This is a genomic window from Janibacter sp. GXQ6167, assembly GCF_041365945.1.
Classification (GTDB): Bacteria; Actinomycetota; Actinomycetes; order Actinomycetales; family Dermatophilaceae; genus JBGFSK01.
Genome location: NZ_JBGFSK010000004.1, coordinates 243,897 through 262,529, shown reverse-complemented (window position 1 = coordinate 262,529; position 18,633 = coordinate 243,897). Strand labels below are relative to the sequence as shown.

At 67.6% G+C, this 18,633-nt stretch carries 20 protein-coding genes and 1 riboswitch; of the genes, 14 read left to right on the top strand and 6 right to left on the bottom strand.

Going from position 1 to position 18,633, the window contains the following annotated elements:
- The 4 genes from AB8K43_RS08085 to AB8K43_RS08070 all read right to left on the bottom strand — a co-directional run bounded on the left by AB8K43_RS08085 (position 1) and on the right by AB8K43_RS08070 (position 2,735).
- Positions 1 to 645, bottom strand: a complete 645-nt coding sequence (locus tag AB8K43_RS08085; protein ID WP_370893242.1) for a TetR/AcrR family transcriptional regulator — start codon at positions 643 to 645, stop codon at positions 1 to 3.
- A gap of 71 nt (positions 646 to 716) precedes the next feature.
- Positions 717 to 1,469, bottom strand: coding sequence for an ABC transporter permease (locus tag AB8K43_RS08080; protein ID WP_370893240.1), 753 nt, complete (start codon positions 1,467 to 1,469; stop codon positions 717 to 719).
- Entirely contained in the window at positions 1,466 to 2,188 is a 723-nt protein-coding gene (locus tag AB8K43_RS08075) for an ABC transporter ATP-binding protein (RefSeq protein ID WP_370893239.1), read from the bottom strand. The genes AB8K43_RS08080 and AB8K43_RS08075 overlap by 4 nt, the downstream gene beginning before the upstream one ends.
- The gene (locus AB8K43_RS08070; protein WP_370893237.1) at positions 2,181 to 2,735 is read right to left on the bottom strand and encodes a TetR/AcrR family transcriptional regulator; all 555 of its coding nucleotides are present in this window, start codon (positions 2,733 to 2,735) and stop codon (positions 2,181 to 2,183) included. The genes AB8K43_RS08075 and AB8K43_RS08070 overlap by 8 nt, the downstream gene beginning before the upstream one ends.
- Before the next feature lie 171 nt (positions 2,736 to 2,906).
- On the opposite strand from AB8K43_RS08070, the gene mobF reads away from it, so the two are divergent.
- Together mobF and AB8K43_RS08060 are read left to right on the top strand one after the other, a co-directional pair.
- Complete coding sequence (gene mobF, locus AB8K43_RS08065; protein ID WP_370893236.1) at positions 2,907 to 6,377, top strand: MobF family relaxase; 3,471 nt, start codon at positions 2,907 to 2,909, stop codon at positions 6,375 to 6,377.
- A gap of 170 nt (positions 6,378 to 6,547) precedes the next feature.
- Positions 6,548 to 7,441, top strand: coding sequence for an alpha/beta fold hydrolase (locus tag AB8K43_RS08060; RefSeq protein ID WP_370893234.1), 894 nt, complete (start codon positions 6,548 to 6,550; stop codon positions 7,439 to 7,441).
- 284 nt (positions 7,442 to 7,725) lie between these two features.
- On the opposite strand, the gene AB8K43_RS08055 is transcribed toward AB8K43_RS08060, so the two are convergent.
- Positions 7,726 to 7,914, bottom strand: coding sequence for a hypothetical protein (locus AB8K43_RS08055; protein WP_370893232.1), 189 nt, complete (start codon positions 7,912 to 7,914; stop codon positions 7,726 to 7,728).
- 37 nt (positions 7,915 to 7,951) lie between these two features.
- On the opposite strand from AB8K43_RS08055, the gene AB8K43_RS08050 reads away from it, so the two are divergent.
- The 11 genes from AB8K43_RS08050 to AB8K43_RS08000 all read left to right on the top strand — a co-directional run bounded on the left by AB8K43_RS08050 (position 7,952) and on the right by AB8K43_RS08000 (position 16,825).
- Entirely contained in the window at positions 7,952 to 8,557 is a 606-nt protein-coding gene (locus AB8K43_RS08050) for a CDP-alcohol phosphatidyltransferase family protein (RefSeq protein ID WP_370893231.1), read from the top strand.
- 40 nt (positions 8,558 to 8,597) lie between these two features.
- Positions 8,598 to 9,461, top strand: coding sequence for a DUF881 domain-containing protein (locus AB8K43_RS08045; RefSeq protein WP_370893229.1), 864 nt, complete (start codon positions 8,598 to 8,600; stop codon positions 9,459 to 9,461).
- Entirely contained in the window at positions 9,458 to 9,790 is a 333-nt protein-coding gene (locus AB8K43_RS08040; RefSeq protein ID WP_370893227.1) for a small basic family protein, read from the top strand. The genes AB8K43_RS08045 and AB8K43_RS08040 overlap by 4 nt, the downstream gene beginning before the upstream one ends.
- The gene (locus tag AB8K43_RS08035; protein WP_370893225.1) at positions 9,787 to 10,683 is read left to right on the top strand and encodes a DUF881 domain-containing protein; all 897 of its coding nucleotides are present in this window, start codon (positions 9,787 to 9,789) and stop codon (positions 10,681 to 10,683) included. Before AB8K43_RS08040 ends, AB8K43_RS08035 begins: the two co-directional genes overlap by 4 nt.
- A gap of 13 nt (positions 10,684 to 10,696) precedes the next feature.
- The gene (gene gcvH, locus AB8K43_RS08030) at positions 10,697 to 11,086 is read left to right on the top strand and encodes a glycine cleavage system protein GcvH (protein WP_370893223.1); all 390 of its coding nucleotides are present in this window, start codon (positions 10,697 to 10,699) and stop codon (positions 11,084 to 11,086) included.
- Between the two features lie 86 nt (positions 11,087 to 11,172).
- Positions 11,173 to 11,613: an FHA domain-containing protein gene (locus AB8K43_RS08025; RefSeq protein WP_370893221.1), complete on the top strand. Its 441-nt coding sequence runs from the start codon at positions 11,173 to 11,175 to the stop codon at positions 11,611 to 11,613.
- A gap of 20 nt (positions 11,614 to 11,633) precedes the next feature.
- Complete coding sequence (locus tag AB8K43_RS08020; RefSeq protein WP_370893219.1) at positions 11,634 to 12,350, top strand: MerR family transcriptional regulator; 717 nt, start codon at positions 11,634 to 11,636, stop codon at positions 12,348 to 12,350.
- Positions 12,351 to 12,383: 33 nt separating this feature from the next.
- Complete coding sequence (locus tag AB8K43_RS08015; RefSeq protein WP_370893217.1) at positions 12,384 to 12,872, top strand: bifunctional nuclease family protein; 489 nt, start codon at positions 12,384 to 12,386, stop codon at positions 12,870 to 12,872.
- 166 nt (positions 12,873 to 13,038) lie between these two features.
- Positions 13,039 to 13,575 carry a MerR family transcriptional regulator gene (locus AB8K43_RS08010; RefSeq protein ID WP_370893386.1) on the top strand — a complete coding sequence of 179 codons (537 nt, stop codon included), beginning with the start codon at positions 13,039 to 13,041 and terminating at the stop codon, positions 13,573 to 13,575.
- 31 nt (positions 13,576 to 13,606) lie between these two features.
- Positions 13,607 to 13,711, top strand: a riboswitch (glycine riboswitch).
- A 70-nt stretch (positions 13,712 to 13,781) separates the two neighbouring features.
- Positions 13,782 to 16,658: an aminomethyl-transferring glycine dehydrogenase gene (gcvP, locus tag AB8K43_RS08005; protein ID WP_370893215.1), complete on the top strand. Its 2,877-nt coding sequence runs from the start codon at positions 13,782 to 13,784 to the stop codon at positions 16,656 to 16,658.
- Complete coding sequence (locus AB8K43_RS08000; RefSeq protein WP_370893214.1) at positions 16,655 to 16,825, top strand: hypothetical protein; 171 nt, start codon at positions 16,655 to 16,657, stop codon at positions 16,823 to 16,825. Before gcvP ends, AB8K43_RS08000 begins: the two co-directional genes overlap by 4 nt.
- Here the strand turns inward: AB8K43_RS08000 and AB8K43_RS07995 are convergent.
- Positions 16,822 to 17,307 carry an Lrp/AsnC family transcriptional regulator gene (locus AB8K43_RS07995; protein WP_370893213.1) on the bottom strand — a complete coding sequence of 162 codons (486 nt, stop codon included), beginning with the start codon at positions 17,305 to 17,307 and terminating at the stop codon, positions 16,822 to 16,824. The two genes, AB8K43_RS08000 and AB8K43_RS07995, sit on opposite strands and share 4 nt — an antisense overlap.
- 128 nt (positions 17,308 to 17,435) lie before the next feature.
- On the opposite strand from AB8K43_RS07995, the gene pdhA reads away from it, so the two are divergent.
- On the top strand, positions 17,436 to 18,632 hold the full coding sequence (gene pdhA, locus AB8K43_RS07990) for a pyruvate dehydrogenase (acetyl-transferring) E1 component subunit alpha (protein ID WP_370893211.1): 1,197 nt from the start codon (positions 17,436 to 17,438) through the stop codon (positions 18,630 to 18,632).
- The last annotated feature ends 1 nt before the right edge of the window (position 18,633 follow it).

The window sequence follows — 18,633 nt, the reverse complement described above, 5'->3', positions numbered from 1 at the left end:
TCACTTCTTCTCCTGGTTCTCCATCGCGGACTTGGTTGCGTTAAGGATCGAGTCGTCCTTGTAGAAGCCGTGGGTGAACAGTTCCAGCAGGGGGATGGTGATGCGGGCGAGAGCCGTAGGTGTGAGTTCGTCGGCCCCGAGGGAACGAGCGAAGTGACGGCTCAAAACAAGGGGTGCGAGGCCGAGGCCCGTGAGGAGCAGAGCGGTAACATTCGGATCGCTTTGCGGATGGATCACCCCGGCTCGCTCCTGATCCTGAACGACTTGGAGTGTGCCTTGCAGGAGGCTGTCGAACAGCTCGTCCACTGAGCGAGAGTCATCGTCCGAGAGCATCCGCGCGAGATAGTTCAACGCTGGGCCGTTTGCCTCCCAATCGTTCAATGCGGCTCGGATGGAGTCCAAGGAAGGAGCCCCGTTCGCGCCCACGCGCTCGACGGTGAACATGGCCGAGACATGCGCGTTGCAGGCTGCTCTGAGCCCGTCCTTATCGCCGAAGTGGTGAACGACCAGCGCAGGGCTCACCCCGGCAGCCTGGGCAATCATCCGCATACTCGCCCGCTCGAACCCGTGGGTACCGATCAGCTCGATCGCCGCATTGCGGATGCGAGCACGAGTCGTCAGGTCATTCGAATCTACTGAACGCATGTTCATGAGTCTAAACGTACGTTCAGATTCTCGTCAAGGCCACAGGCCTCCGCTCGCTGTGGACGCAGCGGTTATCGGTTGAGTTGGAGTCGTGCCCAGGCAGCGCAGGTGAGTGCCGCGAAGACGATGCCGACCGCGATTGCGAGGGCGAGCTGGACAGGAGTCACGGCAGTGCCGCTGCTCATTGCCCAGAGCGCGGGAGCTGCGAGAGGCATCCATCCTCCGGCTCCGGCGAGGGCTCCGACCTGGGCGATGATGACGAGGGCAATCGCACCGCCGACCGAGGCGAGCATCGAGCGTGTCACGGAGGCGATCCACGCCACGGGAACGGCGATTGCGGCCGTGAACATGGTGAGCGCGCCGTGCCTGGCGAGACCTCCCCAGTCGTCGGCGGTCGGGGTGCCGTAGCCGAGCAGAAGTCCGAGGGCGAGGATGCCGAGCGTGAGCACAACGCTGACCGCGATCGACCACGCGGTATAGACCGTCAGTTTGGCAAGCGCGATCCGGCTGCGGCTGACGGGGAGCGCGAACAGGCCGGTGATCGTGCCGTCCGTGAACTCGCGGCCGAACATCCAGGACAGCACGACGCCGAAGCCGAGGAGTCCTCCGGCGGCGGTGATCTGCGCGGCGCCGGCGAGCAGGCCGTTCCAGTCCAGCGTCGCCGCAGCACCGGCCTTGGCCGTCAGCTCCGGGTTGCCGTCCGCCAGAGCCACAGTGATCCCGCCCAGCAGCGCGAGCGTACCTGCGACGAGGGCGAGGGTGCCGATCATGCCGACCGGGGAGCGCACAAGTTTGAGAGCTTCGACACGGATCGCCGCGTTCATCGTGCAACCTCCCCGGCTCTCAGATGGTGTTCGTCGTCTTCTCGGATGCGCTCGAAGAAGGCGCGTTCGAGGTCGGGGCTGGTGGTGTGGAGTTCCCCGATCAAGCGACCCGCGTTCATCAGCAGCACGCGATCCGCGATCCGTGCCACTTCGTCCAGGTGGTGGCTGCTGACCAGGACCGCCGACCCCTCTCCGGCGCGGCGGGTGAGCTGGTCGCGCAGCAGGATCACCGACGCGGGATCGAGCGCGTTGCTCGGCTCGTCCAGCACGATCAGCCTCGGGTCGTGTTGGAGCGCGGCGGCGAGGCCGACGCGCTGCCGGTTCCCGAGGGAGAGACGGCGGAACCGGCGATCAGCGACCGGCGTCAGCCGCCAGGCGTCCAGCGAGTGCTCGACCCGGTCGGGGTCGGTGCCGTGCAAGAGGCAGGCGATACGCAAGTTCTCCCGCACGGTCAGCTCGGGGTAGGCCAGCGGCATCTCGATCAATGCCCCGACCCCCGCCCAAGTCGATGTAGGGGCAGATTCCAGCGACTCGCCGAACAGTCGTACCGTGCCGCGCTGAGGACGGAGCATCCCGAGCGCGAGCCGCATCAGCGTCGTCTTACCCGCACCATTCAGACCGATCAGGGCGACGATCTCGCCCGGCAGGGCGCGGAACGTGAGATGCTCCACACCCGCGCCGCCTCGGAAGCGCAGGCCGACGTTCTCGAACTCAAGCACTAGCCGCACCTCCCAGGACGTCGAGAGCGCGGGCCAGCGCGTCGCCCGGAGCGGCATGCTCAGACTGCGCCCAATCCAGCAGCGCGACGCTCAACCCGGAAATCACCGCAGTCGCCGCAACCCGAGCCGCGACCGGAGCGACGCCCCGATCCGAAAGCGCACCGCTCAGGGCGGTGATCGTCGCCTCGCTGTTGCGCTCCACCGCTCCCCGGAGACTGGTCGCGGCCACCACCATCCGCAGACGGACACGCAGGGCGGCAATACTCTCGGCATCGACCTCGGCCCATGTCTGCCGGATGCCCTCCGCCACAGCCCGCATCGGCGGCTCGTCCTTGGGTCGTGCGCGAACCGCCTCCGCGATCAGCGGATCGAACGGGTCGGCGAGCAACAACGCTTCCTTGGACGAGAAGTGCCGGAACAGTGTCATCTCGCTCACCTCGGCACGCGCCGCGATCTGAGCCGTGCCCGTCGCGTCATACCCGTGCTCCGTGAACAGCTCCAACGCGGCCTGCCTCAGCGCCTCATGCGTCCGATCCCAACGATCCATAGTCCAAATGTTAGTCACTCACAGTTCTTCGATCAAGGCTCTCGCGGTCAACCGCCAAGCCCACTGGCTCACGCTTCCCGCTCTCTACCAACCCGAACACCACCCCTGTTCTTCAAAATGCACGTATGCCACCGTGGGTGGGGCGTGCGCACCTCCCTCATGAGACGACTCATGAGGGAGGCCGAGGTGAAGGGCGGGGTGATCCTGTTCCGCGGCAGCGGTTCTGCCGCGCGCAGATATGTCGAGGCCGACCGCTCCCGCGCCGACGAGTATTACCTCGGCGCGGATGACGCCGTAGCCGACTACGCGGTGCTCGACAACACGGGCGAAGCCACCGATACTCGATCCCTGACTGCCGACGAGTATGAGGGGTGGGTGGACTGGCGCGATCCGGTCACGGGCGAGCAGATGGGCACCCCGCGCGCGGCAGCGGTGGGTACGAAGGGTTCGCCGTTGTTCGCGGAGATGACGATCAACGCCCCCAAGAGTCTGTCCGTCGCGGCTGCCCTCCACCCGGAAGTCTCCGATGCCCTCGATGCAGCGCAGCAGGATGCCCTGGCCGAGATACGGCGTTGGCTCGGTCAGCACTCTGTGACGCGGGTCGGCCCGCGTGACGCCCGTGAAATCATTCCCATCGAGCGGATGCAGGTCGTCGGTATCCGGCACAAGGCCTCCCGTGCTGGCGATCCGCACCGGCATATCCATATGCAGATCGGCACGAGGGTGTGGGCGGCTGGGAAGTGGCGGGCGCTCGATACGGCGGCGTTGTTCAAGCAGCAGGGCGCGATCCGCGCGATGGGCACCGCCGTGATCGCCGCACATCCCGAGTTGGCCAAGACCCTCGCCGACCATGGCCTGACGCTCGATCCCGCCTCCGGTGAAGTAGCGGAATTGGAGCCGTTCAACGGGGTGATGTCGAAGCGGTCGGCGCAGATCAGGCGCAACCTGGACCGGCTCGAAGCTGAATGGGAAGCGCTGCATCCGGGTGAAGTACTGGGCCCGGTGATGACGGCGAGGTTGCAGGGCATCGCCTGGACGCGCCAGCGGCCCGGGAAGAAGCCCGCAGACCTCAAGAACGAGGAATGGTGGCAGCAAGAACTCCGCGACGCCGGATACAACCCCGCCCTACAGCAGCGACGACCCGCGCAACGGGCGGTCTCGGTAGATGACCTCGCAGTGCAGGAAGTCGCATCGCGCGCGCTCGACCGGAGCGCCGCAGACTCGTCGGCGTGGACGCGGCACACGATCCAGGAGCACGTCACCCGCATCACCACTGAGGCAGGCGTGCAGGCGACGTCCGCCGAGTTGCGGGAGTTCATCACCCTGGCGACCGAGCTTGCCGTCTCGGACTGCCTCTCAGTCTTGCCGCCAGGCGCGCCGACGCCGGAGCATGTCGCGCACCTGACTAGCCTGAGCGTGGTTGCTGCCGAGACCGCGCTGCGCGACCAGCTCGCCGCCGCGACGCCGGAGCGGGAGCCGGATCATCCCGACGTGACCGAAGCCGCGCGAACGGCTGGACTCGATGAAGGACAGACCCTCGCGGCTGCGGCGGTTGCCTCGACCGACCCTTTGGTGATCGTGGAGGGCGCGGCGGGGAGTGGGAAGACGACGATGCTGCGCACCGCGATCACCGTCGCTGCCGAGCACGGGCGTGCGTCGCGGGTGGTTGCGCCGACGCTGCGCGCGGCGCAGGTCGCGCATGAAGAACTCGGGGTGCCCGCAACGAGCGTTGCGACGCTCGTGCATGCGCACGGGTGGCGGTGGAACAGCGACGGCGTATGGACACGCCTCGCCCCTGGCGATACCGACCCCGAGAACGGGCGCACCTACACCGGCCCGCGCGAAGACGCGCGGCTCGCGCGGGGCATGCGCGTGATCGTGGACGAGGCCGGGATGCTCGGCCAAGACACCGCTCGCGTCCTCCTCACGGTGACTGCCGAGGCGGGGGCGACGGTCGCGCTCGTGGGCGACCGCGCTCAACTCCCCGCTGTCGGTCGTGGCGGTGTGCTCGACATGGCCGCGCAGATCAGGGGCCGCACCTACGACATGACCGAGTTGCACAGGTTCTCCGATGCCGAGTTCGCGGCGCTCACGTTGCGGATGCGTGACCGTACCAAGCCCGGCGAGGTGTTCGACCGTCTCGCGGTTATGGGTCTCGTCACGCTGCACGCAGACGAGGGAGCCGCCCGCGACCGCATCACCGACCAAGCCCGTGACGGCGAAGCCATCACGGTGGCGACCAACGACGAGGCCGCTGCGGTGAACGAGCGCATCCGGGCCGGACGGGTCGAGTCCGGCGAAGTTGACGACACTATGACGGCGACCGGCAGTGACGGCCTCCCCATCGGGGCCGGTGATCTCATCCAGACTCGCAAGAACGACACCGCCCTCGGCGTGGCGAACCGGCAACAGTGGATTGTCCAGCACGTCACTAACGACGGCACCGTGTACGCCCGCGAAGCCGCGAGCGGACGCAAGAACCCCCGCACCGTCACCCTGCCCGCCGAGTATGTGGGTGAGCATGCGCACCTGTCCTATGCCGCGACTGCCTACGGCGTCCAAGGCGCAACCGTGGGCAGCTCTCACACGGTGCTGTCGGAGGCCACCAGCGCGGCAGGCGTCTACGTCGGCATGACCCGCGGCCGAGAGGCGAACTGGCTCCATGTCGCGGCCGCAGACATGGCCGACGCGCGGGCGCAGTTCATCGAGGCGATGGAACGCGACCCCGCAGACCGGGGCCTCGACCACGCCACACGACAGGCCACCGAAGCGGTACGCGGCCTCATCGCAGACGGCCCGGCGCGATTGGTCACCGAAGAACTCGCCCGCCTTGACCACGAGACCGAGCGTGCAGAGCGGGCGGCGGAGCGGTGGGAGCAGATCGCCGCGAAGTTCGATACCCAACGCGCCGCCCACCATGCTGAGGACGAAGAGACCGCTGATGTGCTCCGCAAGGTCGAGGAAGCCGCCGAGCAGGTGCGTGCCAAGGTTGCCGCACCCCTCATGGAGCAAGCCGAGCGCGACGGTGCAGCCTACCTCGCTGCGGTCAAGGACGAGGCCGCTGCCCGTGGTCGGCTTGCCGCAGTCGGACGGTTCGGCAGACGCAAGGCCAGGAACGAGCATCAGGCCGTGACCGAGCAGACCCAGACACGACGAGCGCAGGTACACGACGCTTGGGGTGGCGAGCCGCCCCGCACCGACGAGACGCTGCCCGGGTGGGCGACACAGGCAGCGGCACGACGAGCCGAGAGCGACCCCCGCGTGACCGACGCCGACCGCGCTGTCGAAACAGTACGCGCTGAACGAAAGGCGACGCAGCAGCGGCACCAGCGGGAACGCCTGGCATTGCTGGTCAATGAGTACGGAGCCGAGCCAGCCCGCCGCGCCTATCATGGGATACGTGCACCCAGCCCGCACAGCCTCGCAAGAGACGCCACGACCCGAGTCGCCATCCTCCGGGCGGAAGCCGACGAACTCCGCAGGCTCCCCATCGATGAAGCCACCGAGCGCATCAAGACGAAGCGAGCCGATCAAGAGCACCAGCGACGACGGACGGCCAGGCGAGAGCGGCAACTATCAGAGCCGGTAGAGCGTGACCCCCACAGCGACCCACGACACCAGGGGCCAGCCCGAGGATTGTAGGATGGACGAGCAGCGGAGCACGGCGCTTCGGTATCGTTCGTCAGCGTGCCGCAGTAGACGGTTCCATACTCTACTGTCGCGGTTGCGATTGGGTATGGTGTGGCGAAGACCATTCATCTCTTCATTCTTCGCCTTCGGCAGCATCGTGAGCGGAAAAGGGGGACGAGTAGATGACCAAGATGCTCCTTGCTGCGGTTAGTGGCGTTGTCCTCTTGTATGTGCTTGTCCAGGCCCTACGATGCAGAATCGCCCTGAAGAACGCGCGGTCTCGTTTGTCGGCCTATCGCTGCAAAACCGTCACGCTGTCCTATGGAGAGATGACCTATGTCGATGAGGGCGTAGGAGAGGTGGTTCTGTGCAGCCACGGAATATTCGGTGGGTATGACCAGGCGTTCGAGACGTGTCGGAATCGTACGGCCAGCAACCGAGTCATCGCGCCGTCCCGCTTCGGATATCCAGGAAGCGATGTGTCGGGTGATGGCAGCCCTCGGGAACAAGCTGCGGCTTTCGTAGAACTGCTTGATGCTCTAGAGATCGACCGAGCGTACGTGTTGGGGACCTCGGCAGGTGGAACGGCGGCGATTCGCTTCGCGCTCGATTATCCGAATCGTACACGAGGTCTTATCTTGTATTGCTCCGCGCCGCCGCTCACGAGCAAACCCGAGAAGTACCGGGCGTACCAGGGGCCGCCGAAACTTCTCGTCAGCAACTGGGGGATGTTTCTCATCAGTCCGTTGTTCAAGCTCACCATGGGCATGGAGCCGCGGACGATCGAGGGCATGTTGCCCGTTGATCAGCGTCGAAGCGGGGTATTGCTCGACGCGACTGTCAGCAACCCGGATATGGCCAGGAACTTCGACGATTACCCGATCGAAGACCTGACGGTCCCGACGCTCATTCTTCACGCTAAAGACGACAAGCTGGTGAACTTCTCGGACATGGAACGCGCCGCGAAGAGATTCCCTGAGGCCACGTTCATCGCATTCGAGAACGGCGGGCACCTTATGACAGGACATGAGGCCCAGATAGACCAAGCTCTGGATAATTTCCAAGAATCGACCTAGATAACTCGGCAAGGATATGGGTGCCCACGGTCACGGTGGTCGGCTTGGCACTGCCAAGAGAGGATAGCCCCGCCTGGCCGATAGTTCTACCTTCCAGACTGGCGCAAGAGTCACGTCACCATGTGTTAGCCGCCGCACCGTCGTCATCAGCCGTTCGCCGCACGATCACGAATCCGTACGGCGACGACATCATCAGGGAACCTCCCGCATCCTCCTGAGTGACCGATACACTGGAACTGCGCACACGCGCATGATCACAGGTGAGTGTGTTTAGGGCACCTCGGCTAGCCGAGATCGCCCTCCCGAGCCGCCCGTTCCAGGGCCTCAACGACCGCCGGGGCGGGGAGCACGTCCATCTCGGCCACCCAGAGCGGCAGCACATCGGAGTCGTAGAGGCGCCACTTGATGCTCGAGCGGGAGCGCAACTGGTCTAGGTCAAGATTCAGTACACGGCGCGGATGAGCGGACGTCATGCGCCGTAGTGTCTCAGGCAGCGCTTAGGCTGCTCGGGTGAGCAGCACGACCGGTACCTCCCCGCCCGCCCGCGCGGGTGGCCTGTGGACCCTCCCCAACCTGCTCTCCGCCCTTCGCCTGCTCGGCGTCCCACTGTTCTTGTGGGCTCTCCTCACCGAGCGCGACGGCCTCGCCGTGATCATCTTGATGGCCTCGGGGATCACCGACTATCTCGACGGCTGGATCGCCCGCCGGTTCGCGATGACCTCCCGGGTCGGCGCGATGCTCGACCCGATCGCCGATCGGCTCTACATCTTCACCACCGTGCTCGGGCTCGCCTACCGAGAGGTCATCCCGTGGTGGGTGGTCGCCATCTTGATCGCCCGTGATGTGCTCCTGTCGATCATGTTGCTGACCGTGCGTGACGAGCGGTCGAAGGGGTTGCCCGTCCACTTCGTCGGGAAGGCCGCGACGGCCTGCCTGCTCTACGCCTTCCCCCTTCTGCTCCTCGCCGCTGGCACCGGCACCCTGGCCGACATCTCACGGCCGGTGGGATGGGCCTTCGCCTGGTGGGGGATGGTCCTCTACTGGGTCTCCGTCGTCGTCTACGCCGTGCAGGTCGCCGCGATCCGGGCACAGAGCGGCGGTGAGCGTGTCCACTAATCCCGGGCACCCGGGCAGCAAGCCCCCGGTGGATGCCTCGATGACCCTCATCACCTCGATGCTGAAGCGTCCCCTGGACCCCGGCTACCAGGCCGCTGCCGACAAGCGCACCGCGGCGGGCCGCCCGCCCGCGACCGGCTGGCGGGCGCCATGGCTGCTCGTCTTCCTGCTCATCACCGGGATCGTGATCGGCATCAGTTCGGCGGCCCTGCGCACGCGCGAATCCAGCAGGGCCGACGCCCGCGCCGAGCTCATCCGGCAGATCGAGGCTCAACAGGACCTCGTCGACGAACGCTCCGACACCGTCCGCGACCTGCAAGAGCAGATCGACCGGGCCACGGGGCGGCTCAACCCAGGTGCCCCAGGTGCACAGCAACTCCAGGACCTGCGCGCCGTCAATGGACTGGTCCCCGTGAGCGGCCCCGGCGTGCGCCTCACCCTCGACGATGCCCCCGGCAGCGGCACGAGCGCCGATGGCGACCCCCGCTCCAATGCCTCCAACGAAGGGCGGGTGCTCAGCCGTGACCTCCAGATCATCACCAATGGCCTGTGGGCGGCGGGCGCCGAGGGCATCTCGATCAACGGCCAGCGGCTCACGTCCCGCTCGGCCATCCGCTTCGCGGGCGACGCGATCCTGGTGAACTTCCGCCCGCTCAATCGGCCCTACACCATCGATGCGATCGGGGACTCCGAGTCCCTGCGGACCGACTTCGCGCAGGGCAGCGCCGGCGCCTACTTCGATGGGTTGCGGCAGAACTACCGCATTCCGACCAGCCTGACGACTCAGCAGGAACTCACCCTGCCGAGTGCCGTCGCCAGCACCACCCGCTACGCCACGGTCGTCCCCGACGGCCGCGCTGCGCCCGCACCCAAGCGGGCGCCGACCAAGGAGAGCACCCCGTGATCCCTGCCATCGGCCTCATCGCCGGCGTCGTCATCGGCCTCGTCCTGCAGCCCGATGTCCCGATCTGGCTCCAGCCGTACCTCCCGATCGCCGTGATTGCCGCCCTCGACGCGGTCTTCGGCGCGGTCCGCGCCACCCTCGATGGGATCTTCAACGACAAGGTCTTCGTCGTCTCCTTCCTCTCCAATGTGGTGGTCGCGGCCTTCATCGTCTTCCTCGGTGACCAGCTGGGCGTCGGCTCGCAGCTCTCGACCGGCGTCATCGTGGTCCTCGGCGTGCGGATCTTCTCCAACGTCGCCTCCATCCGCCGTCACCTCTTCAGCGCATGACGACCAATCCACCGGGGCCGAACCCGCCCGACGACGAGCCGACCCAGATGATGTCGATCCGTCGCGATCCCCCGCAGGGCGATCATCAGGCCGCGCCAGAAGGGGGCGAGGCGCCAGCGGACGAGCGCCCACCGGTCCCACCGGCTACCCCGTTGTCCTCGGACCGGTGGCGCCGCCTCTATCTGATCGCCCGGCCGCGGGCGACCCGCGCCAACTTCTTCGCCCTTGCCCTCGCCTGCCTCCTGGGCTTTGCGATCGCGACCCAGGTGCGCCAGACCCAGGCCATGGGCCTCGAAGATCTGCGCCAAGACGAACTCGTGCGGATCCTCGACGATGTCACCAAGAACGGCTCACGGCTCGATGACGAGATCACCGATCTGGAGCGCACGCGCAGTGACCTCGTCGGCAGCCAGGGCGACGAGGAGCAGGCCGCACGGGCCGCCCAAGAGCGCCTCGATGCGCTCGGGATCCTCGCGGGCACCTCGCGGGCCAGCGGACCGGGCATCACCCTGACGATCACCGACCCGCAGGGCAAGGTCACCGCGGCCACCCTGCTCGACACCCTGCAGGAGTTGCGCGACGCCGGCGCCGAGGCGATTCAGGTCGGCAATGTCCGGCTCGTCGCGGCGAGCTACTTCACCGATCGCGATGGCACGGTCCTCGCCGATGGCAAGCCGCTGCGTTCGCCCTATGTCTTCACGGTCATCGGTAATGCCCAGACAATGAGCACCGCGATGGAGATCCCTGGGGGAGTCGGTGAGACCGTGCGCGGGCTGGGTGGCAGGATCGCTATCGAGCAGTTTGAGTCGGTGAACGTGGACGCGTTGCACGAGCTTTCATCGCCTCGTTACGCTCAGCCCGTGCCGGAGCCGTCACCCGACGGTTCACGCTGACCCAAGGAGAGCCATGAGCGACGCCGAGTACCCCGCCGACCTGCGCTACACCTCCGACCACGAGTGGTTGCGCTCGGGCGAGGGCAAGACCGTCCGCGTCGGGATCACGAGCTATGCCCAGGAGGCGCTCGGTGACGTCGTCTACGTCAGCCTGCCCGCGGTCGGTGACGCGGTGAGTGCCGGCGAGTCCTGCGGCGAGGTGGAGTCCACCAAGTCGGTCTCGGACCTTTACGCTCCCCTCGACGGCACCGTCACGGCCGTCAACGAGGCTCTCGAGGCCACCCCCGAGCTCGTCAACAGCGACCCCTATGGCGAGGGCTGGATGTACGAGGTCGAGCTTGCCGACGGTGTCGACACCGACGGGCTCCTCGACGCCGAGGCGTACCAAGCCCAGCTCAGCTGATCTCGACCTTTCCCCTGACTGCGTGAGCGCGCCCAAGCGCTCTCGCGTAGTCTTCAATCTCCAAGAGCACCACCAGGAGGCACCGGATGACCGGCCACGACGAGACGCCCCGGCAGGATCCGCAGACTCAGACATTTCAGAGCCTGCCGCACCCGCCCCAGAGCGACGCGCACGAGATCGATTACTTCCTCTCGCGCGAGGAGCAGGCGACCGTCGAGGCGCTGCGTGCCGGGACGGCTTTGCTGATCGTGCTGCGGGGCCCCAACACCGGCGCCCGCTTCCTGCTCGACGACGCCGAGGTGACGACCGGGCGCGGCCCGGACAGCGACATCTTCCTCGACGACGTCACCGTCTCGCGCAAGCACGCCGTCTTTAGCCGGGAGGGCGAGGGCTTCTCGGTGCGTGACGTGGGTTCGCTCAATGGCACCTACGTCAACCGCGAGCGGATCGACGCGAGCCCGCTCACGACCGGCGATGAGGTGCAGATCGGCAAGTTCCGGCTCGTCTTCTACGCCGGGACCGCCTGAGCGCGTCTGCTGCGGTACCGGTGCCTTCGACCCCGCGCGGTCTGATCGGGATCGGGGCGGTCCTTGATGCGCTGAAGGGGGACTTCCCCGACATCTCGATCTCGAAGATTCGCTATCTCGAGACCGAAGGGCTGATCAATCCGCATCGCACCGCCTCGGGCTATCGCAAGTACGCCCGCAGCGATCTCGACCGGCTCCGGCTGATCCTCACCTGGCAGCGCGACCGCTTCTGGCCGCTGAAGGTCATCGGTGAGCGGCTCGATGCCCTCGATCGGGGTCTTGAGGTGAGCGAAGGGGGAGCCACGGCACCGGCCGTGACGGCGGGGGAGGCCGCCGCCCTTCCCGATGCTGACGCGCTGCGCCAGGTTCGCCCCCTTCGGCTCCGTTCGGCCGAGCTGCAGGAGCAAGCCGGGATCGATCGCGGCACGTTGCGCGAACTCGTCTCGTACGGCCTGATCTCCGCCGAGGACGGATGGTTCGGCGCCGATGACCTCGACGCGGCGCGCGCCGCGGGCGCCCTCGTCGCCGCTGGGATTGACGTGCGCCACCTTCGACCGTTTCGCACCGCCGCCGATCGGGAGGTCGACCTCGTCGAGCATGTCCTTGGACGAAGGGGGCTGCACGGTGGGGTCGCCGGGACCGAGGGGCTCGACGACGAAACCGTCGCCGCCCAGGTCGCGGCCGACTGCCTCGCGCTCCACGTCGCCATGGTCAAGAGGGCGCTGCGACACCGCTAGTCCGGTCTCAGGTCCACGGGTTACGGTGGGCAGGTGAAGCAGCTCGATGTCCTCGGGGTCCGGGTGGAAATGCCCACCTCCCAACCGATCGTGCTCCTGCGCGAGCGCGACGGGAGCCGCTATGTGCCGATCTGGATCGGCGCCGCCGAGGCGACCGCGATCGCCTTCGCGCAGGAAGGCGTCGTCCCGCCTCGACCGCTCACCCACGATCTGCTCGTCGATGTCATCGGCGCGGTGGGGCGGAGCCTTGCTCGGGTGCACATCGATGAACTCCTCGACGGGGTCTTCCACGCGACGCTCGTCCTCGACGATGGGACCGAGATCTCGTCGCGCTCGTCGGACGCCATCGCCCTCGCTGTCCGCGTCGGTGCGGACATCCTTGCGCCAGAACAGCTTTTGGACGAGGTCGGGGTCGAGTCGTCCACCGAAGAGGACGAGGTCGAAAAGTTCAAGGAGTTCCTCGACGAGGTGAGTCCCGAGGATTTCGAGACGACCGAAGAGGGCCCCGCGACCGAATCGTGACGTGACGAAGTGAAACGCCGCCGCGCGGCGGTCGTTGACCCGAGTGGGGGCCCGACGTACCGTCATTAACACGCAGCGTGAGTAACATGTCGCGAACCATTCTTTCTTTTTCAGGAGGACCGCGGTGGCAGACACCCCCGACGGCACGTCGACCCCTCCCGGCAGCATGCAGGCGGTCCTCTTCGACGATGACCTTCCCGATCTTCGCGATGACCGCGGCTACCGCGGGCCGATCGCGTGCAAGGCCGCTGGCATCACCTACCGCCAGCTCGACTACTGGGCGCGCACCGGTCTGGTCGAGCCGTCGGTGCGGGGCGCGGCCGGTTCGGGGAGCCAGCGGCTCTATGGATTCCGCGACATCCTCGTCCTGAAGGTCGTGAAGCGACTGCTCGACACCGGGGTCTCCCTGCAACAGATCCGGGTCGCGATCACCCACCTGCGCGAGCGGGGCGTGGCCGATCTCGCCCAGATCACCTTGATGAGCGACGGCGCGAGTGTCTACGAGTGCACCTCCGCCGACGAGGTGATCGACCTCGTCCAGGGCGGCCAGGGCGTCTTCGGTATTGCCGTCGGCCGGGTCTGGCGCGAGGTCGAGGGATCGCTGCTGGAGATGCCGAGCGAGCGCTTCGATGACGAGCCCGCCGAGATCCCCGAGGTCCCGGGTGATGAGGTGGGCGCCCGTCGTCGCGCGCGCGGTGCCTAAGCGCCGTCGCTGTTAGGCTTACCTCTGCCGTACACCCCGTGGGGGAGAGTCCCCGCTGATGCGCCGAGCGCGTCAAGGGGCGCCGAAGGGGCAAACTCCCCGGAACCTCTCAGGCGCCAAGGACCTCACGGATCAGGCACCTCTGGAACGGTCTATCCGCCACAGAAGGGGAGGCTGTTCGCCCGTGCCATACGAAAGGACGCCTCATGAGCGACTCACCCCTTGCCGCCTTCGTCGGCCGCCACATCGGGCCACGTGAGGAGGACCTTGAGCAGATGCTCGGGGTCGTCGGCCACGACAGTCTCGACGCCCTGACCGACGCCGCCGTGCCCGGTGCGATTCGCCAGACGCAGTCCCTGACGATCGAGGCGGCGCCGTCCGAAGCCGCCGTGGTCGCCCAATTGCGGGGGATCGCCGCCCGCAACGAGGTCGTCACCTCCCTCATCGGGCTCGGCTACTACGGGACGATCACCCCCGCGGTGATCCAGCGCAATGTCCTCGAGAACCCCGCCTGGTACACCGCTTACACCCCCTACCAACCCGAGATTTCCCAGGGCCGCCTCGAGGCGCTGCTCAACTTCCAGACCGTGGTCTCCGACCTCACCGGGCTCACCGTCTCCGGAGCGTCCCTGCTCGACGAGGGCACCGCGGCCGCCGAGGCCATGACCCTGATGCGGCGCGCCAGCAAGGTGTCGCGCGACGCTGTGCTCCTCGTCGACGAGCACGTCTTCCCCCAGACCCTTGCCGTGCTCCAGACCCGAGCCAAGCCCCTGGGCCTGCCGGTGGTTGTCGCCGATCTGAGCGGAGTCACAACGGCCGAGGAGCTGCGCGCAGCGGCCGGCGACCAGGACGTCTTCGGCGTCCTCGTCCAATACCCGTCGGCCGATGGCCAAATTCACGCGTGGGGCGCGCTCGCCGACGCCGCGCACGAGGTGGGGGCCCTGCTCACCGCCGCCGCGGACCTGCTCGCGCTGACTCTCCTGACGCCGCCCGGCGAGTGGGGCGCCGACGTCACCGTCGGCACCACCCAGCGGTTCGGGGTCCCGATGGGCTTTGGCGGTCCGCACGCCGGGTACATGTCGGTCCGCCTCGGGTTGGAGCGTTCGCTCCCCGGGCGACTCGTCGGCGTTTCCGTCGACGCGGTCGGCGCCCCGGCCTTCCGGCTCGCCCTCCAGACCCGCGAGCAGCACATCCGCCGCGATCGCGCGACGAGCAATATCTGCACCGCCCAGGTGCTCCTGGCCGTGATGGCCTCGATGTACGCGGTGTACCACGGTCCCGAGGGCCTGAAGATGATCGCCGAAGAGGTGCACGCCAAGACGGTGAGCCTCGCCGAAGCGCTCGCGAGCGGGGGAGTTGAGCTCGCCGACGGCCCGTACTTTGACACTCTGCGGGTGAGCGTCCCGGGTCGCGCCGACGAGATCGTCGCCGCCGCCCGCGAGGCGGGCTACAACCTGTGGCGCCACGATGCCGACACCCTCTGGCTCAGCCTCGACGAGACGACGACCGCCGATGATGTCGCGGCGATCGCCGGGGTCTTCGGAGTCGACGAGGTGAGCAGCGGTGGGACGTCACCCCTCACCGATGACCTGCGCCGGACCTCCGAGTACCTCACGCACCCGGTCTTCCACGACCACCGCAGCGAGACCGCGATGTTGCGCTACCTGCGTCGGCTCTCCGACCGCGACTTCGCTCTGGACCGCGGGATGATCCCGCTCGGCTCGTGCACGATGAAGCTCAACGCGACGACCGAGATGCTCGCCGTGACCTGGCCGGAGTTCTCCGCGCTGCACCCCTTCGCTCCGGCCGAGCAGACCGAGGGCATCCGCTCGCTGATCGACGAACTCGCGACCTGGCTCGCCGAGGTCACCGGGTACGACTCGGTCTCGCTGCAGCCCAACGCCGGCTCGCAAGGGGAGTTCGCTGGCCTGCTGGCGATCCGCGCGTATCACGACGCGCGCGGCGACGGAGAGCGCCGGATCTGCCTCATCCCGGCGAGCGCCCACGGCACCAATGCCGCGAGTGCGGTCATGGCCGGCATGAAGGTCGTGGTCGTGGCCACCGGGGCCGGTGGCGATGTCGATATGGACGACCTGCGCGCCAAGATCGACAAGCACCGGGACGAGCTCGCCGCGATCATGGTGACCTACCCCTCCACCCACGGGGTCTTCGAGGACACGATCAGTGAGCTCTGCGAGCTGGTCCACGACGCCGGCGGGCAGGTCTACGTCGATGGCGCGAATCTCAACGCGCTCGTCGGCCTGGCCCAGCCCGGCAAGTTTGGCGCCGATGTCTCGCACCTCAACCTGCACAAGACCTTCTGCATCCCGCACGGTGGCGGTGGCCCGGGGGTGGGTCCGGTCGCGGTGCGCGAGCACCTCGCCGCCTACCTGCCGAACCACCCGCTCGCTCCCGAGGCGGGCCCGGCCAGCGGGGTCGGCCCGGTGAGCGCGGCCCCCTTCGGCTCGGCGAGCATCTTGCCGATCTCGTGGGCCTACGTGCGCCTCATGGGCGGAGAGGGCCTTGCTCGCGCCACCCAGGTCGCGGTGTTGAACGCCAACTACATCGCGGCGCGGCTGCGCGACCACTACCGGGTGCTTTACTCCGGCCCCGGCGGCATCGTCGCGCACGAGTGCATCCTCGACCTGCGCCAGATCACCAAGGAGACCGGCGTCACCGTCGACGATGTCGCCAAGCGGCTCATCGACTATGGCTTCCACGCACCGACGATGTCTTTCCCGGTCGCCGGAACGCTGATGGTCGAGCCGACCGAAAGCGAGAACCGCTACGAGCTCGATCGCTTCTGCGACGCGATGATCGCGATCCGCGAAGAGATCGCCGCGGTCGGCTCGGGCGAGGTCGGGGTCGCCGATTCGATGCTGCGACACGCGCCGCACACCGCGGCCTCGCTCGCGGGGGAGTGGGACCACCCCTACGACCGGACCAGTGCGGCCTTCCCCGTCGGGATCGACGCGGCCGACAAGTACTGGCCGCCGGTAGCGCGAATCGACGGAGCCTACGGCGACCGGCACCTGATCTGCTCCTGCCCCTCGCCGAGCGAACTCGCCGAGGTCGATGCATGAGCGCCGATCGCGAGCCGGAGCAGCGGAGCGACGGCGAACCCGAGCCCTACCGGCCTCCCTTGCTCGATGCCGAAGGGGTCTCTGGTTCACGGGTCGTGGTGATCGGCGTGATCATCATCCTCGTCGGGCTGCTGCTCTGCCTGATCGCCCTGCGGGCGCTGACCTAGGGCTCGCTCGCGAGCCGCCAGGGCCCGGGGGTATCGGCGTCGGCAAAGACCAACCAGGTCCGGCTCGAGCGCACCCCCGGGACGGATTGCACCTGCTCGAGCACGACATCGCGCAGCGTGACATTGTCCGGTGCCCGCACGAGGACGATCACGTCGAAATCGGCGGCCACGAGGGCGACGTGCTCGACGTACGGCACCGCGGCGAGCGCGTCGTGGACCTCCCGCCAGGCATTTTGTTCGATCGAGAGGCAGACATAGGCGGTCGTGGTGAGGCCCGCCTTCTCTGGTGAGATCCGGGCGGTGAACCCGGTGATCACGCCGGTCTCAATGAGCCGATCGACGCGCGCATAGGCATTGGCGCGACTGATGTGCAGGCGCTCGGCCATCGCCCGGATCGACAGCCGGCCGTCTCCGACCAGCGCGGCGACGATCGCTCGGTCGGTCGGGTCGAGCGGGGCGGTCGTGGGCAGGTGGTCCGCCATCAGACCTCCTCGGGTCCATTTGTCTCGCGTTTTCGGGATTTGTTGAGCCGAGCGTATGGCTCAGGTCAAGATCGAGGCTAGGGCCGTCAACGATGCCGTGCCCTGGACGAAGAGGATGTGACCGCCCCATGCCCAGCTCCGCCACCAGGCGCGAGGCCAACGCCCGCGCCGCCAAGGCCGCCGACCAGGCCGCGCGCGAGGTCGCGAGCGATGACGAGCATCCCCCCTTCCAAGCCGGGCTCATTCCGGCCCCCGAACCCGTGCGCTTCCTCGATGAGCACGGCAACCGGGTCGAGCCCAATACCGATGACTACGAGGCACCAGACGACAATCTCGTCCTGGAGTGCTACCGCAAGATGATGATCGGCCGCCGCTTCGATGTGCAGGCGACGGCGCTCACCAAGCAGGGACGGCTCGCGGTCTACCCGAGCAGCCGCGGCCAGGAAGCCTGCCAGGTCGGGTCGGTCTTAACCATCCGCGATGACGACTGGTTCTTCCCGACCTACCGGGATTCGGTCGCCCTCGTCACCCGGGGCATCGACCCGGTCGAGGTCCTCACCCTGTTGCGCGGCGATGCGCACTGCGGATACGACCCGGCCGCGACCTTCACCGCCGCGCAGTGCACCCCGCTCGCCACTCAACTCCTCCACGCCGTTGGGGCCGCCTACGGGGAGGCTCGCCAGGGGCGCGACAGGGTTGCGTTGGCCTTTATCGGCGACGGGGCGACGAGCGAGGGTGACTTCCACGAGGCCCTGAACTTCGCGGCCGTCTTTAAGGCACCGACCGTTTTCGTCGTGCAGAACAACGGCTGGGCCATCTCCGTGCCGCTCTCTAAGCAGACCGCAGCGCCGAGCCTCGCGTACAAGGGGATCGGCTATGGCGTCGTCTGCGAGCAGGTCGATGGCAACGACGCCCTCGCCGTGCTCGCCGTCGTGGGCAAGGCCGTCAACTGGGCGCGGGCGGGCAAGGGCCCGGTCCTGATCGAGCTGCACACCTACCGGATGGAGGCCCACACCAACGCCGACGATTCGACGCGATACCGCACCGACGAAGAGGTCGAGGAGTGGAGCCACCGCGACCCGGTGGTGCGTCTCGAGGCGTACCTGCGCTCCGTGGGCCGTCTCGATGATGACCTGATCGAGCAGATCAAGGCCGAAGGGGAGGCCGCCGCCGCGGCCCTTCGCGATCGGATGAACCTCGACCCGAGCGTGGCCCCATCGAGCCTCTTCGAGCATGTGTACGCCGAACCGACCGCTCAACTGCGCGAGCAGCAGGAGATGGTCGATTCCGAGATCGCCGCCGAGGCCGAGGCGGAGGAGAACTGAC

Coding starts and splice junctions, on each gene's coding strand:
- AB8K43_RS08035 (WP_370893225.1), top strand. CDS start 9,787: ATGACGACCAATCCACCGGGGCCGAACCCGCCCGACGACGAGCCGACC.
- AB8K43_RS08070 (WP_370893237.1), bottom strand. CDS start 2,735: ATGGATCGTTGGGATCGGACGCATGAGGCGCTGAGGCAGGCCGCGTTG.
- AB8K43_RS08085 (WP_370893242.1), bottom strand. CDS start 645: ATGCGTTCAGTAGATTCGAATGACCTGACGACTCGTGCTCGCATCCGC.
- AB8K43_RS08055 (WP_370893232.1), bottom strand. CDS start 7,914: ATGACGTCCGCTCATCCGCGCCGTGTACTGAATCTTGACCTAGACCAG.
- AB8K43_RS08000 (WP_370893214.1), top strand. CDS start 16,655: ATGAGCGCCGATCGCGAGCCGGAGCAGCGGAGCGACGGCGAACCCGAG.
- AB8K43_RS08025 (WP_370893221.1), top strand. CDS start 11,173: ATGACCGGCCACGACGAGACGCCCCGGCAGGATCCGCAGACTCAGACA.
- mobF (WP_370893236.1), top strand. CDS start 2,907: ATGAGGGAGGCCGAGGTGAAGGGCGGGGTGATCCTGTTCCGCGGCAGC.
- AB8K43_RS08080 (WP_370893240.1), bottom strand. CDS start 1,469: ATGAACGCGGCGATCCGTGTCGAAGCTCTCAAACTTGTGCGCTCCCCG.
- pdhA (WP_370893211.1), top strand. CDS start 17,436: ATGCCCAGCTCCGCCACCAGGCGCGAGGCCAACGCCCGCGCCGCCAAG.
- AB8K43_RS08045 (WP_370893229.1), top strand. CDS start 8,598: ATGACCCTCATCACCTCGATGCTGAAGCGTCCCCTGGACCCCGGCTAC.
- gcvH (WP_370893223.1), top strand. CDS start 10,697: ATGAGCGACGCCGAGTACCCCGCCGACCTGCGCTACACCTCCGACCAC.
- AB8K43_RS08060 (WP_370893234.1), top strand. CDS start 6,548: ATGACCAAGATGCTCCTTGCTGCGGTTAGTGGCGTTGTCCTCTTGTAT.
- AB8K43_RS07995 (WP_370893213.1), bottom strand. CDS start 17,307: ATGGCGGACCACCTGCCCACGACCGCCCCGCTCGACCCGACCGACCGA.
- AB8K43_RS08010 (WP_370893386.1), top strand. CDS start 13,039: ATGCAGGCGGTCCTCTTCGACGATGACCTTCCCGATCTTCGCGATGAC.
- gcvP (WP_370893215.1), top strand. CDS start 13,782: ATGAGCGACTCACCCCTTGCCGCCTTCGTCGGCCGCCACATCGGGCCA.